Consider the following 14,789-nt stretch of genomic DNA (forward strand, 5'->3'; position numbering starts at 1 on the left):
ATACCTACTGAACCGTTCTTCCTAAAAGTGTTCCCTGCGTATTTCCTTCCACAAATACGGTCACAAAGTCTCCTAATTTCTGTCCGGGCAATTTATCGAAAACGCAAACTGCATTTTGAGAATTACGTCCTTTCCACTGGTTTTCGTTTTTTCGGGAAGTTCCTTCAATTAAAACCTCGTGGTTTCTACCCACATATCCTTGCATTCTTTTACGGGAAAGTTCGCCCTGTAACGCAATTACTTCTGCTAATCTTCTTTGTTTTACCTCTGCTGGAATATCGTCTTCCATCTTTTTTGCGGCTGGCGTTCCCGGTCGTTCTGAGTAGGAGAACATGTAGCCGTAATCGTATTCTACTTCTCTCATTAAAGATAAGGTCAGTTGATGATCTTCTTCGGTTTCGCCACAGAATCCGATGATCATATCCTGAGAAAATGAAACATCCGGAACGATGGCTTTTGCTTGTCGAATGAGCTCCAGATATTCTGCACGCGTGTGCTGGCGGTTCATTCTTTCGAGCATTCTGTCGCTTCCACTTTGTACTGGCAGGTGAACATATTTGCAAATATTATCATACTTCGCCATCACATGAAAAACGTCGGTTGTCATATCATGAGGATTGGAAGTTGAGAATCTGATTCGCATTTTGGGAACGGCAAGTGCAACCATCTCCATTAACTGCGCAAAATTAACTGCGGTTAATTTCTGCATCTCACTGGCTTTTTTAAAGTCTTTTTTAGGACCGCCGCCAAACCAAAGATAAGAATCTACGTTTTGTCCGAGTAAGGTAATTTCTTTATATCCATTGTCCCAAAGTTGCTTACATTCTTCGATAATTGAATGAGGATCGCGACTCCTCTCGCGACCGCGCGTAAATGGGACTACACAAAAAGTACACATATTATCGCAACCTCTGGTGATGGTCACGAACGCGGTAACACCGTTTCCACCCAAACGGACCGGGTTGATATCGGCGTATGTTTCATCTTTCGATAAAATAACATTGATGGCATCGCGGCCACCCTCTGTTTCTTTTAATAAATTAGGCAAATCCCGGTAAGCATCGGGGCCAACAACGAGGTCTACCAATTGCTCTTCTTCGAGGAATTTGGTTTTTAAACGTTCGGCCATGCAACCCAAAACACCCACTGTTAAATTGGGTTTTTCCTTCTTCAGATTTTTGAACTGAGAAAGTCTCATTCGTACGGTTTGTTCAGCTTTATCCCGAATAGAGCAGGTATTTAATAAGATTAAATCTGCATCATCTGGAGATAGAGTCGTGTTGTAGCCTTGTTCATTCAGAATAGAAGCTACAATTTCAGAATCCGAGAAATTCATTTGACAGCCGTAGCTTTCTAAAAACAATTTCTTAGAATTCTGTGGTTTTTCGGCGATTGCAAAAGCTTCACCTTGTTTGGTTTCGTCTATATATTTTTCTTGCACTGTAATAAAATTTTAGATTTTGAATGTAGATTCAAAACAAGAGAGCAAAGATACAAATTTCTGTGACAGAATGGCAGATTAGGGATTGGAATTAGGTAAAAACCTATTTTTAAATGAATTGAAACTGAAGTCTTTTATTTTGTTTGGGGGGCACTGATTTCTTAGTTGTGATTTCCAATTTTTCAGTTTTCACTTATTTTAAATTAAATAAAATAGTATTTTAAGAGAGACATCAATTTATTGCAAAAAAAATAAAATCAGTTTTAGAAACACCTTTAAATCTGGAGAAAATTAATCATGGTCATACACTTCCGTATTGAAGGTGATTTCGTACTGATAAATAGAACTTAATTTCTTGTTGTTTTTCTCTGCGGGTTCCCAGTTTTTGTTGGTTTTTCTCAGAACATAATTCAAGTCATCCAGCAGCAACTGATGATTTTTGAATTTAGGTTTTATGTCAACTATTTTTGCAAAACCGGTGTCATTAACATAAAGTGAAAAAGTAACAACCCCATTGATGACATAATTTTCAGAAACGGTATAGTTTAAGGCTCTAATAAATTCTTTATGCAGCTTTTCTTTTCCGAGTTTGTAAGAAGCTTCTTTATCGAAATTCTTTGGGCGCTGTTCCGATGAATTTTGAGAATAGTGTTGAATAGCGGTCAGAGAAAGGATGATTAATAAAAATTAATGTATGTCCGTAACTCCACATAATTTCGTATATTTGTTTGATAATTAAATCATTGAGATGAATATTTTTAGTTTTGGCGTAGAGTTTAGCAGTGAAGAGGATTGTATATCTCATTTTAAAGCAGAACGTGACAAAATTGGCGTTTCCTGCAAGTGCGGAAAAACTGATTTTTTTTGGATTAAAAGCAGATTAAGTTACGAGTGTAAATCTTGTAGAAAGCGAACTACATTACGAAGTGGAACCATCATGGAAAATTCCAATTTGTCCTTTCTAGTTTGGTATAAAGCGATGTTTTTGATGAGTGCAACAAAAAAAGGATTTTCTGCTAAAGAAATGCAAAGGCAATTAGGTTTGAAGCGCTATGAGCCAGTTTGGGCTATGATGCACAAATTGAGAAAAGCGATGGGAAAACGAGATGAAAGATACACTTTAGAGGGCATGATTGAAATGGATGAAGGGTATTTTACAGTTGAATCTAGAGAACTGGAACAAGAGAAAGGGATTCGTGGAAGAGGTGCAGTTGGAAAGCAAAATGTTGCAGTGATGGCGGAATCTACGCCATTAGAAAATATAGAAACAGGAGAGACATCGAAATCTTGTAGATATTTTAAAGCAATAGTATTAGAAGATCATACAGCAGAGGGAATTAATGAGACTATTAAAGAATCTTTGGCAGAATCCAGCATAGTTTTTACAGATCAAAGCACGTCATATGTTGATATATCACAACTTGTAGAAATTCATATTTCAGAAAAATCTTCGAAAGAAACTACAAAAGATACTTTGCGTTGGGTTCACATATTTATCAGTAATGCGAAAAGGAATTTATTAGGAAATTACCACAAAATAAAACGCAAAAACCTTCAACTTTATCTAAATGAGTTTGTTTATAAGTTAAATCGGAGATATTTTGAAGATAAACTGTTCGATAGACTTGTGATAGCAAGCATTACAGGAGTATGATAAAAAACGGATATACATATAAAAATTTCGTCATTACTTGAATTTCCATCAAAAGTAGAAAAACTTTGCGAATCGTCACAAAGTTTTCCTTTTTATTAGGCGAGGATTAAATATCCGCACTTTCCGTCACGAAGTTTAATTTAATTCTTATTTTAGAATCCACCGGAATATTATCGCATTTAGAAGGCGTCCAGTTTTTTTTAATTTTTTTTACTGCAAACTTCAGGTCACGCAAAAACATTTCACTGTTTTCAACTTTTGGAGTGATATTAAGTTGCGTCATTTTTCCCTCTTTATCGATATCAATATGCAGAAAGAAGGTTCCGTTTACGACATAAATTTCTCGATCGACATAGGCTGAAATGTATTGAAAAAGCACTCTGTTAAAAGCGACATCACCGCCTTCGAACTGCGCGCGCACGAATTTCGAATCTTCACCACAGGAAGCAACCTTATAATAATCAAAGGGTTTTTTAATATCAACACGGAAAAAATTCTGGCTGTTTTCAGAGAAAAAGAAACCTTCCTGCAAATCTTCTATATCCTGAGCCTTTAAAAATACAGAAGCGAAAATGAGCAAAAAAAACAATTTTTTCATGATTTTACTATTTGAACATAAATTTACGAAAAACCCATAAATATGAGGGTCTAAATTCCGCGATTTATAGTACTTCTATTTGATTTTTCAGTAAATCTTCAAATTCCTCTCTTCTTCTGATTAAGTGCGCTTTGCCGTCTAAGAAAAACACTTCCGCTGGTTTTAGTCGCGAATTGAAATTAGAACTCATTTCAAAACCATAAGCTCCGGCATTTCTAAAGACTAAAATATCTCCTTCCCGAACTTCATTTATTTTTCTGTCCCAGGCAAAAGTGTCGGTTTCACAAATGTTTCCAACCACCGTATAAATCCTTTCGGGTCCTTTTGGATTTGATAAATTTTCTATAATATGATAGGAATCGTAAAACATGGGGCGAATTAAATGATTAAAACCAGAATTAATTCCCACGAAAACGGTGGCAGTTGTTTGTTTAATGACATTTGATTTTACGAGGAAATGCCCGCTCTCACTCACGAGGTATTTTCCAGGCTCAAACCAAAGTTGAAACTTTCTGCTGCTTTCTTTCTGATAATCAGCCACGGCTTTTTCTACTTTTTTACCTAAAGTTTTCACATCGGTTTCCATATCTCCTTCCTGATAAGGAACTTTGAAGCCGCTTCCCATATCGATGTATTTTAAGTCCGGGAAATGTTCTGCCAGTTCGAACATGATCTCGAGGCCTTGTAGAAAAACATCAGCATCTTTAATTTCACTTCCGGTATGCATATGCAATCCTTCGACTAAAAGATTAGTTGATTTCATGACGCGTTCGATATGACGAAGTTGGTGAATAGAAATTCCAAACTTAGAATCGATATGACCCGTGGAAATTTTGTGATTTCCACCGGCATAAATGTGTGGGTTGATTCGCACGAAGATGGGATATGTATTTCCGTATTTGTTACCAAACTGTTCCAAAATTGAGATATTATCAATGTTGATATGAACTTTTAAACCCATCGCTTCTTCAATTTCCCGCAAGTCGACACAATTTGGCGTGAACAAAATTTTGTCGGAAGTGAATCCAGCTTTTAAACCTAATTTCACTTCATTGATTGAAACACAGTCTAAACTTGCTCCTAGATTTTTAATGTATTTTAAAATATTAATGTTCGTCAACGCCTTTGCAGCGTAAAAGAAACGCGTGCTTTTATGAAAGGAAGACGTTAGTTTTTCGTAGTGATTTTTAATGCTTTCCGCGTCATAAACATAAGTAGGTGTCCCGAATTCTTCGGCGATTTTGATTAAATTTTTATCGGTCATATTGGTATTATTTTTAAAATTAAAAAAGCAGACTCCAAAAGAGCCTGCTTTACAAATATCATTAAAATATGAGCTCTTATTCCACGGAGTATGCCTTAGAGAAAAACTTTTTTCCCTTAGAAGCGACCTTTTTTATAGAATTAAGAACCTTCATTATTTCTTACTAAATTTTTTTCAAAAATATATTTTTTAATTTAATACGACACTATTTATTTTACAGGAAGCGGAACAATTTCAAAATCGCCTCTCAAAAGTCCTAATTTCAGGTCGTTTTGCAAATCTGCAGTTGGGAAGTCAATGTCAATTTTTAAACTGGACAATTTTTGCAGAGATTCAATTTGGGTATATAGTTCGTAAAAGCCATAGCTTTTTAATTTTCCTTTTTCAAAAAGTAAAAAGTATTTTTCTCCCAAAACTCTGCCCGTAGAAATCCATAGCTCATCTTTTTTACTAATTGTAATTCTTTTTTTTAAGTTGTTTACATCTTTTAATTCGGGATTACTGTTGATGAAACTTACGGCTTTGCTTCCCTGGGTAAATGATTTAAATTTTAATAAAGGTTTTTCAATCTTTTGATTAGAAATTTTGTCTGCAAAATAATTATCGTTTTTATGATACAGGCCGAAGAGTAAAGATTCCTTTTTTCTCAAACCTTTGGTTTTCATTAAAAGTTTTGCTAGCACATCATTTCCCGTGAGTTCGTAATGAATTTGCTCTACTTCTTCTTGAATGGTCTTCCAGCGTTTTGATTTGGAATTAAATACACTCTTTGCAAACTTATTCAGATCCTCTACAAAGTCTGAAAATATTATTTTTCCGTCTTTATCCTGAAAATAAAGAATTCCTTTCTCTGCGGGTAAATCCTGTGTAAGATCCCGAATTTTATTTAGATAAGTTTTCGCGTTGACCTCATCGTGATGTTGTTGAATGATTTCAGAATCCTTGTCTTTAATCATTAATAATTTGAACAGTTCCAAAGTTGCCTTCGCATCACCGGAAGCGCGGTGTTGGTCAACCAAAGGAATACCAAGGGATTTCACCAATTTTCCAAGGTTGTAACTTTCCGCCATTGGAATCAGTTTTTTGGCTAAGGGAATGGTGTCTATCGTGTTGATTTTGAAGTCATAACCTAATCTTTTAAATTCCTGCCGAAGCATTCTGTAATCGAATTCAATATTGTGTCCAACTAAAGTCGTGTTTTCGGTGATTTCAACGACTCTTTTGGCTATTTCATGAAACTTTGGTGCGGTTCTTACCATTTTTGGCGATATTTTCGTCAATTTTTGTACAAATGGCGTGATGTCGCTTTCGGGATTGACCAAGGAAATAAACTGGTCTACAATGCGGTGGCCGTCATATTTATACACGGCGATTTCGATGATGCTTTCTTTACGAAAGGGTGCACCGTTACTTTCTATATCGATTACTGAATACAAATTCTTCTGATTAAATTATCTTCTTTTTCCTGTGATCATTCCTAATGCAAACTTACCGAGTTCCCGGGCAAAGGTATTCATAAAAGTTTTTCCGGCTCTGCTGCCAATTACTTCCTGAAAAACATTTGGTTGCTCTTTTGTGACGGATTTCTTCATTGTTGGTGCAGCATCCTGTACCGCTTGGTCCATTCTGGTAGTCAGCATTTCGTAGGCGGAATCTTTATTTACGGTTTGCTCATATTTTTTCACCAATGCAGATTGGCCCGTTAAGGCAGCGACTTCTGACTCGGTCAAAACATCCATTCTACTTTCAGGTGAAATTAAAAAAGTATGAACCAAAGGAGTCGGAATTCCTTTCTCATCTAAAGCCGTGATAAATGCTTCCCCAATTCCCAGATTTTGAATGAGTTGTGCGGAATCGTAATATTCTGTGATCGGATAATTTTCTACCGCTTTCGAAATTTCTTTTCGGTCTTTCGCTGTGAAACCACGTAACGCATGTTGAATTTTCATTCCCAGTTGGCTCAAAACATTTTCCGGAACGTCGCCCGGGATTTGGGTAATAAAATAAATTCCAACTCCTTTTGAACGGATGAGTTTTACCATCGTTTCAATTTGTGCCAATAAAGTTTTGCTTGCTTCATTAAAAATAAGATGCGCTTCATCGATAAACAGGACAAATTTCGGTTTTCCTGAATCGCCTTCTTCAGGGAAAGTCATGTAAATCTCTGCAAAAAGAGACAACATAAATGTGGAAAAAAGTTGGGGCTGACTTTGAATATTTTGAACTCTTAAAATATTTACGACTCCTTTTCCGTCGCGCGTTTGCAATAAATCATTTACGTCAAAACTCGGTTCACCAAAAAATTCGGTTGCACCTTGCTGCTCCAATGCAACAATTGAACGTAAAATTGCACCCAAAGATGCCGGTGAGATAGAACCATAATTAGCTTTTAAATCTGCCTTTCCCTGATCGTTATCAGTAAGATATTGAAGCAGTTTTTTCAAGTCATGGAGGTCAATTAAAGGCAAGCCTTTATCATCCGAATATTTAAAAACAATCGACATGATGCTGCTTTGCGTATCATTCAAATTTAAAATTTTACTTAAAAGCAAAGGTCCAAATTCTGTAACGGTTGCACGAAGTTTTACGCCTTTTTCACCAGAAATCGACATCAATTCTACCGGAAAAGATTGCGCTTGATAAGGGAGTTGTGTCTTGGCATATCGTTCAGATATAATTGCGCTTTCCGTTCCAGGCTCAGCGATTCCTGAGAAATCTCCTTTGATATCTAAAACAAGCGAAGGAATTCCAGCGTGGGAAAGTTGCTCTGCAAAAACCTGTACTGTTTTGGTTTTCCCGGTTCCGGTTGCGCCGGCGATTAAACCGTGACGGTTGATTGTTTTCAAGGGAATAGTTACATCGACTTCGGTTACAACTTCACCATCGAGCATTCCTTTTCCTAAAGTGATAAATTCTCCTTTTGGGGTGTATCTCGACGTAAGTTCCTGTATGAATTTTTCTTTATCTGCCATCTTATGTTTGTTTGAAAGGATAAAGATAAAAAATAATAGAGATTATAAATTACGTTGCTACAAATATTCCTTAGTTTAGATGATGAAAATCATTTTTAATTAAGATGAAAAAGTCTTAATTTTGACCTGTCATGAAATCCATAATTACAATCATATTATCATTCATTATTTTTGGGGCAAGTTTCCAGAATTCGCTGTTTATGATTGATTATAAAATTAATCAGGATTTCTACGAAATTCATTGTATCAATAAAGATAAACCGAGCCTGGCTTGTCACGGTAAATGTCAAATGCAAAAGGAAAGTGAAAAAAGCACGAATCCTTTTAATCTGGTAATATACTCGTTTGAGTTTAATATTTTACCGACTGCAGCAGTTGATTATTTTGTTAAAAAACCAAATTTCGTTCACTCTGAATCTGCGAATTTTAGTTACAGAGAATTGTTTATTCCAGAAATCTCGCTCAGTATTCTACCGCATCCGCCGCAAGTATAATTTGATGTATTCGATTCACTTCTTCTTTTTCAACTGAAACTGAAGTGGTTTGACCGTCTCTTTTAAGAGGGAAAAATTTACTCAAATTATCACTTAAATTCAAAAAAAATGAAATTTTCATTCAAAACTATATTTGCCTTATTGGCAATGGCATTCCTTGTAATCTCTTGTCGTACGTCTGATGATGACCCAATCAATGCCGTAAATCCTAATACTGAAATCGAAGGCTTATTAAAAATTAAAGAAGTTACCAACGATACGCATGTTATCGAACTGTATTCTAAATCCGGAACAACCACTTTAGGTTATAACGATATCAAACTTCGTATTAAAAATAAATCCACCAATCAGTACGAAAAAAACGCAACCATTACCTGGAAACCGATGATGCATATGACTTCAATGATGCATTCTTGTCCGAATTCAACTGTACAAAAAGTATCTTCTGACGGATCTTTATATTCAGGTTATATCGTTTTTCAAATGCCTGAGAATGCGACCGAATATTGGGATCTGAAAATTGATTATACAATTGGCAGCACTACTTACACGGCAACTACTGTAATTAATGTTCCTGTTGAAACTAAAAAAACAGTGAACTCATTTATGGGAAGCGACGGTGTGAAATATGTCATGGCTTACATCGACCCGAAATCTCCGAAAGTTGCAACAAATGATATGACTTTAGGCGTTTGGAAAATGCAGGACATGAATAATTTCCCTGTGATAGATGGTTATACCGTAAAAGTAGATCCAAGAATGCCGGGAATGGGAAATCACAGTTCACCCAATAATGTTCACGCAACTCAAACTGCTGCTGGTAAATTATACAATGGTAAACTTTCATTAACAATGACGGGCTGCTGGAAAATCAATTTACAATTGGTAAAAGGAGACGGAACTGTAGTGGCTGGTCAAGAAGTTACAGATGCCAACCCGGCGAGCACCATCTTTTTCGAACTCGATTTCTAATTATTCATTACAAAAAATCATCAGGACTAATTATTTGAAATAATAGTAGTTAGTCTTGATTTTCTCTATTTTTTTAGATTCTAAATCTTTTTTATAAAGGTTTATAGACATCGTATTAATCAAAACGCTTTATCATGAAACGAATCCTACTTGTGAATATTTTCGTTCTTCTATTTACCAATAGTTTTGCGCAACAATATTCATCCGATTCTACCAAGTCACACCATATTCAGGAAGTTATTGTGATTGGAACGACTAAAATTTCCAGCAAAGAAAACAAACCCTTAGGTTCAATAGATGAATACCTGGAAAAATCTGCGAAAGTAGATATGGTGAAACGGGGCGCTTATGCCTGGGAACCGCTCATCAATGGTTTGCCGACCGAACGAACTTTAGTCACTATTGACGGAATGCGAATTTTCGGAGCGTGTACCGATAAAATGGATCCGATTACATCTTATATCGAAGTTTCTAATTTAATGGAAGCCAGTATCAGTTCAGGTCAGGAAGGTTCTTGCCACGGAAATACCATCGGCGGTTCTATCGATTTGAAAAGAAACAAAATGATGTTTGGTCAAAAGAAATGGAATTTTAATTTGAACAGCGGTTATGAATCAGTAAATCAGCAAAAGATTTTCGGCGCAGGAACGAATTTTAAAACAGAGAAATTTTATACCGATGTTAATTTTATGACGCGTGATGCTGAAAATTATAAAGCCGGCGGAAATATCGAAGTTCCGTATTCCCAGTTTCAAAAAATAAATGTTTCCGGAATTTCCGGAGTGAAGTTGGGTGAAAACAAATTATTAGAAACCTCAGTTATTTATGACAAAGCCAATGATGTCGGTTATCCTGCTTTACCAATGGATGTTTCGGTTGCCGAAGCATTAATTACTTCTTTGAAATTTCAAGTGTTGCCAGAAAGTGACTTTCTGAAAAGTTGGGAAACAAAAGTTTATTTCAACACCATCATGCACAGAATGGACGATACCAAAAGAGCAAACGTGCCGATTCACATGGATATGCCGGGTTGGAGTAAAACGTATGGATATTATTCTCACTTGAAATCGGTTTTTAATAACCATAATTTATTACTCAATATTAATGGGTTTTACAACAAATCCCGTGCAGAAATGACGATGTATCCAGTAGATAAAAGTGAAAAATTAATGTTCATGTTGACTTGGCCGGATGTTAGAACTATTGCTCAGGCGATTTATCTGGAAGATCAAATTAATTTGAATCAAAATTCAAGTGTAAGATTATCTGCTTCAGTAACGATGCATCAAAATAAAGTGGAAAGTGAATTTGGCTTAAACAGTTTACAGATTTTTTATCCCGAAATAAATTCGGAAAAAACCAGAGTTCTAAAAAGTTTCGCTGCCAATTACCAGTTTGATAAAAATGGATTTCAGGTAGGTTTCGGTTTAGGATATGGAGATCGTGCGCCATCAGTTTCTGAAGGGTACGGATTTTATTTATTTAACAGTTTTGAGAAATACGATTATATCGGAAATCCAAATCTTAAAAATGAATCTTCATTAGAAGCGAACGCTTTTGTTGGTTTGAAAAAAGAAAGATACAGTGCTAAAGTTTCCTCTTCATATTTTCACATTTCGGATTATATCGTCGGAAAAATCTTAGATCATCTTGTTCCAATGACGATTGGTGCGAATGGTGTTAAAGGTTATACAGCCTTAGATTATGCAACTTTATTTAATATTAGTTTATCAACAGAAGTAAAAGTTGCTGATCCTTTAAAATGGACGACGCAATTTGTTTACACGCGTGGAAAAGACAATAAAAACGAAAATTTGCCTTTTATGAGTCCGTTCAGTTATCAAACTTCTTTGCGTTATGAAAAGAATAAATTCTCCGCAGAAGCAGCCGTTTTTGGAAATACAAAATACCAGGATTTTGCACCACAATATGGTGAATCTGAAACTGCGGCTTATGCGATCATCAATGCGAATTTGGGTTATCAGTTGTCTTTCGGAAAAACAAAAATTTTCACCAGAATAGGAGTAGAAAATATTTTAGATCGCTTTTACACGACCTATTCTGACTGGAATCAGATTCCAAGACCAGGGAGAAATTATTTTGTGAATCTTAATTTCAACCTTTAAAGATTAAAAACCTGACCTTCCGCCGCTTAGTCATCTTAATGCGTTTTCTATAAATTTTGAGTAAATTTGTTAGAATTCAAAACAATAAATTATGAACAGAAAAGATATTATCACAAAAATTATCGAAGAACAAAATAAAGTGATCGAAAGTTTAACGATTTCAGTAGAACGTTATAAAACAGCTTCTGACTTAGATGAGGAAAGTACGCACGATCCCGAAGATTTTTCTCAGCAGACTCAAGCAAAAGATATGCAGTTGCGTTATGAAAAAACGAGACGTGAAGCGTTGCAACAGTTGAATTTTTTACAGAGTGAGATAGAAGAAGAACATGATCAAATTGAAGCCGGTACATTGGTAGAAACCGATCATGGATATCTGTTTGTCGGCATTTCTGTGCCAGCTTTTAAGGTGGGAAACAAAGAAGTCATTACTTTTTCTGAAGAAGCTCCCGTATTTGGTAATATCAAAGGTAAAAAAGTTGGTGACACCGTGAAGATCGGGGAGAATTCGATGAAAATAATATCTTTTAAATAAGAAAAAATTTTTACTCTGTAATCTTGGTTACTGTGGCCCTCAGATTTAAAGAGTAAATTTGCTGAAATATTTTTAATGGAATTGATCGGATACTTTTTAGCGGTGGTAATTGGTCTTGTGATGGGGCTTATTGGCGGTGGTGGAAGTATTTTGAGCGTTCCTATTTTTGTATATATTTTCGGTTTTGACTCTATTACGGCAACAACCTTGTCGCTTTTTGTGGTCGGAGCTACAAGTCTGGTCGGATCTTCTGGATTTATGAAGCAGAAATTGATTGATTTTCCAACCGCTTTTATTTTTGGAGTTCCGTCAATTCTCGGCGTATTGTTTTCCCGAAGATTGATTGTCCCAAACTTACCGGAATATATCATCAATAAATGGGGAATGAGCATTAACAAAGACATGTTTTTACTCTTGCTTTTTGCAATTTTAATGCTGGTGTCTTCCGTTAAAATGATCAGAAAAACCGAAAGACCTTTTGGTAGAAAAGAGAACGGAAATAATTACACCATATTGGTTTCTCAAGGTTTGCTTGTAGGGATTATTACCGGTTTAATAGGAGCCGGCGGCGGATTTTTAATAGTACCGGCATTGGTCATGTTAATCGGGTTGCCCATGAAAAGAGCAGTGGCAACTTCGCTTTTCATCATATCAATGAACTCTCTGCTTGGCTTTTTAAGTTCCATGAAAGCAGTGAGCGCAGACTGGACTTTTCTTGCCGTTTTCACCAGTCTTTCCATTGTCGGAATTTTTATAGGAATTGCGGCTGCGAAGAAAATTGACGGTAGAAAACTGAAACCCATATTCGGCTGGATCGTTTTAGTCATGGGACTGTTAATTATTGTTACAGAAATATTTTTTAAACAACAAATTACGATATGAAGAAGTTAGTGATTTTTACTTTTACCCTGTTTTTATTAACGGCGTGTACCAAAGAACAATCTAAGAATGGGACTGAAACAAGCGTCTCTGCGAAAGATCCAAATGAGATTAGCTTAGAGCAGGAGCCTATTCAGTTAAAAGGCGAAGACGGGAAAATCATAACGGTCACTTATTTTGCGAAAGGTGATGATGTGGCAGTAAAAATTGAGCAAGAAGGGCAGGCCGATGAGACTCTTATCGCCAAGAAAATTTCAACCACCGGTGATCCCATTTTTGCCAATGAAAAACACCTATGGGAAGGTTCAGTTGGAAAAGGAGGGAAAATGACAGACGGGGCAGGAAACACGATCAAATATTCCGAAATAGAAGAATAATACAAATTCGAAAATAATCGAAATAACCGCTTACCGAACAATTGTGAAGTGAGCATAAATATGATAAAAATGAAGATAGAACAAATATATACAGGATGTCTTGCTCAGGGGGCTTATTACATCGTTTCAGAAAACGAAGCCGTAATTATTGATCCTTTGAGAGAAACAAAACCTTACATCGACCGTTTGGAAAAAGACGGGGTAAAATTGAAATATATTTTTGAAACTCATTTCCATGCAGATTTTGTTTCAGGACATGTTGATTTATCTAAAAAAAACAGGCGCACCAATCGTTTACGGACCAACGGCAAATCCAGATTTCGACGCAATCATTGCAGAAGATGGACAAATTTTTGAAATAGGAAAAGTAAAGATTAAAGTGTTGCACACTCCCGGTCACACCATGGAGAGTTCTACTTACCTTTTGATCGATGAGAACGGAAAAGAAACTGCAATTTTCAGTGGCGATACTTTATTCCTGGGCGATGTTGGTCGACCGGATCTGGCGCAGAAAGCAGCAAGCATGACTCAGGAAGAATTGGCCGGAATTTTATACGACAGTTTGCAGACCAAGATCATGCCTTTAGCAGATGACATTACGGTGTATCCCGCGCATGGTGCAGGTTCGGCGTGTGGTAAAAACATGCAGAAAGAAACCGTAGACACTTTGGGAAATCAAAAAAGAACAAACTATGCCTTAAATCAGCCAGACAAAGAATCCTTCATTCGCGAAGTTCTGGATGGTCTTTCTGCACCACCAAAATATTTCGGAATGAATGTAGCCCTCAATAAAGGCGGTTATGAAGATTTTGATACCATTTTGAAAAAAGGAAAACAACCACTTTCATCTGAAGAATTTGAAAAAGTTGCAGAGGATTCAGGTGCGCTAATATTAGATACCAGAAGTGCCGCAGAATTCCACAAAGGATTTGTCCCTAATTCAATTAATATTGGTTTGCAGGGAGATTTTGCGCCGTGGGTTGGTGCCATGATTGTAGATGTACAGCAGCCTCTTTTATTGGTTTCAGATGTAGATTCGGAAGAAGAAACAATCACCAGATTAGCACGGGTTGGGTTTGATAATGTTATAGGCTATTTAAATGGCGGTTTCGAAACCTGGAAGAATGCCGGAAAGGAAGTAGATCATGTTAACAGAATTACCGCAGAATCTTTTGCGCAGCAACTGAATGACAATGCAAAGGTAATCGACGTAAGAAATGAAACAGAATATGCCGCAGAACATGTAAATGAAGCGTACAGTCGCCCTCTAGTTGAAATTAATGAATGGGCGAATAATTTAAACAATGACGAGCATTTTTTTCTTCATTGCGCGGGTGGCTACCGAAGTATGATTGCTGCAAGTATTTTAAATTCCCGTGGTATCAGAAACTTTACAGAAGTGGAAGGAGGTTTTAATAAAATTAAAGAAACCGGTGTTCCTAAAAGTAATTTCGTTTGTCAAAGCAAAACTTTATAG

General features: G+C 36.3%; 13 protein-coding genes and 1 pseudogene. 8 read left to right on the forward strand and 6 right to left on the reverse strand.

The window, feature by feature from the left end:
• Positions 1–4: 4 nt before the first annotated feature.
• Together miaB and EIB73_RS15065 are read right to left on the reverse strand one after the other, a co-directional pair.
• Positions 5–1,441, reverse strand: coding sequence for a tRNA (N6-isopentenyl adenosine(37)-C2)-methylthiotransferase MiaB (gene miaB / locus EIB73_RS11125; RefSeq protein WP_125025344.1), 1,437 nt, complete (start codon positions 1,439–1,441; stop codon positions 5–7).
• 291 nt (positions 1,442–1,732) lie between these two features.
• A complete protein-coding gene (locus tag EIB73_RS15065) occupies positions 1,733–1,870 on the reverse strand; it encodes a hypothetical protein (protein WP_164467883.1) in 138 nt (45 codons plus the stop codon).
• 319 nt (positions 1,871–2,189) lie between these two features.
• Here EIB73_RS15065 and EIB73_RS11130 point away from each other — a divergent pair, with 319 nt between their 5' ends.
• Positions 2,190–3,095 (forward strand): IS1595 family transposase, encoded by a 906-nt coding sequence (locus EIB73_RS11130; RefSeq protein ID WP_125021496.1) that lies wholly within the window; start codon positions 2,190–2,192, stop codon positions 3,093–3,095.
• A 106-nt stretch (positions 3,096–3,201) separates the two neighbouring features.
• Here the strand turns inward: EIB73_RS11130 and EIB73_RS11135 are convergent, their stop codons facing one another.
• The 4 genes from EIB73_RS11135 to EIB73_RS11150 form a co-directional block, all read right to left on the reverse strand.
• Positions 3,202–3,693: a hypothetical protein gene (locus tag EIB73_RS11135; RefSeq protein ID WP_125025345.1), complete on the reverse strand. Its 492-nt coding sequence runs from the start codon at positions 3,691–3,693 to the stop codon at positions 3,202–3,204.
• A gap of 64 nt (positions 3,694–3,757) precedes the next feature.
• Positions 3,758–4,957, reverse strand: coding sequence for a diaminopimelate decarboxylase (gene lysA / locus EIB73_RS11140; protein WP_125025346.1), 1,200 nt, complete (start codon positions 4,955–4,957; stop codon positions 3,758–3,760).
• A 209-nt stretch (positions 4,958–5,166) separates the two neighbouring features.
• Positions 5,167–6,393, reverse strand: coding sequence for a 3'-5' exonuclease (locus EIB73_RS11145; RefSeq protein ID WP_125025347.1), 1,227 nt, complete (start codon positions 6,391–6,393; stop codon positions 5,167–5,169).
• A 15-nt stretch (positions 6,394–6,408) separates the two neighbouring features.
• Positions 6,409–7,929, reverse strand: a complete 1,521-nt coding sequence (locus EIB73_RS11150) for a helicase HerA-like domain-containing protein (RefSeq protein ID WP_125025348.1) — start codon at positions 7,927–7,929, stop codon at positions 6,409–6,411.
• Positions 7,930–8,060: 131 nt separating this feature from the next.
• Between EIB73_RS11150 and EIB73_RS11155 the strand changes: the two genes are divergently transcribed.
• From EIB73_RS11155 to EIB73_RS11185, 7 genes and pseudogenes are all read left to right on the forward strand, one after another.
• Entirely contained in the window at positions 8,061–8,423 is a 363-nt protein-coding gene (locus EIB73_RS11155; RefSeq protein ID WP_125025349.1) for a hypothetical protein, read from the forward strand.
• A gap of 108 nt (positions 8,424–8,531) precedes the next feature.
• Complete coding sequence (locus EIB73_RS11160) at positions 8,532–9,395, forward strand: hypothetical protein (protein WP_125025350.1); 864 nt, start codon at positions 8,532–8,534, stop codon at positions 9,393–9,395.
• A gap of 134 nt (positions 9,396–9,529) precedes the next feature.
• A complete protein-coding gene (locus EIB73_RS11165; RefSeq protein ID WP_125025351.1) occupies positions 9,530–11,521 on the forward strand; it encodes a TonB-dependent receptor plug domain-containing protein in 1,992 nt (663 codons plus the stop codon).
• 91 nt (positions 11,522–11,612) lie between these two features.
• Positions 11,613–12,056, forward strand: coding sequence for a hypothetical protein (locus EIB73_RS11170; RefSeq protein WP_125025352.1), 444 nt, complete (start codon positions 11,613–11,615; stop codon positions 12,054–12,056).
• A 75-nt stretch (positions 12,057–12,131) separates the two neighbouring features.
• On the forward strand, positions 12,132–12,938 hold the full coding sequence (locus EIB73_RS11175) for a sulfite exporter TauE/SafE family protein (RefSeq protein ID WP_125025353.1): 807 nt from the start codon (positions 12,132–12,134) through the stop codon (positions 12,936–12,938).
• Complete coding sequence (locus tag EIB73_RS11180; RefSeq protein WP_125025354.1) at positions 12,935–13,312, forward strand: hypothetical protein; 378 nt, start codon at positions 12,935–12,937, stop codon at positions 13,310–13,312. The genes EIB73_RS11175 and EIB73_RS11180 overlap by 4 nt, the downstream gene beginning before the upstream one ends.
• Before the next feature lie 69 nt (positions 13,313–13,381).
• Positions 13,382–14,789: pseudogene (locus tag EIB73_RS11185) on the forward strand (MBL fold metallo-hydrolase).

The organism is Kaistella carnis (assembly GCF_003860585.1).
Lineage (GTDB): Bacteria > Bacteroidota > Bacteroidia > Flavobacteriales > Weeksellaceae > Kaistella > Kaistella carnis.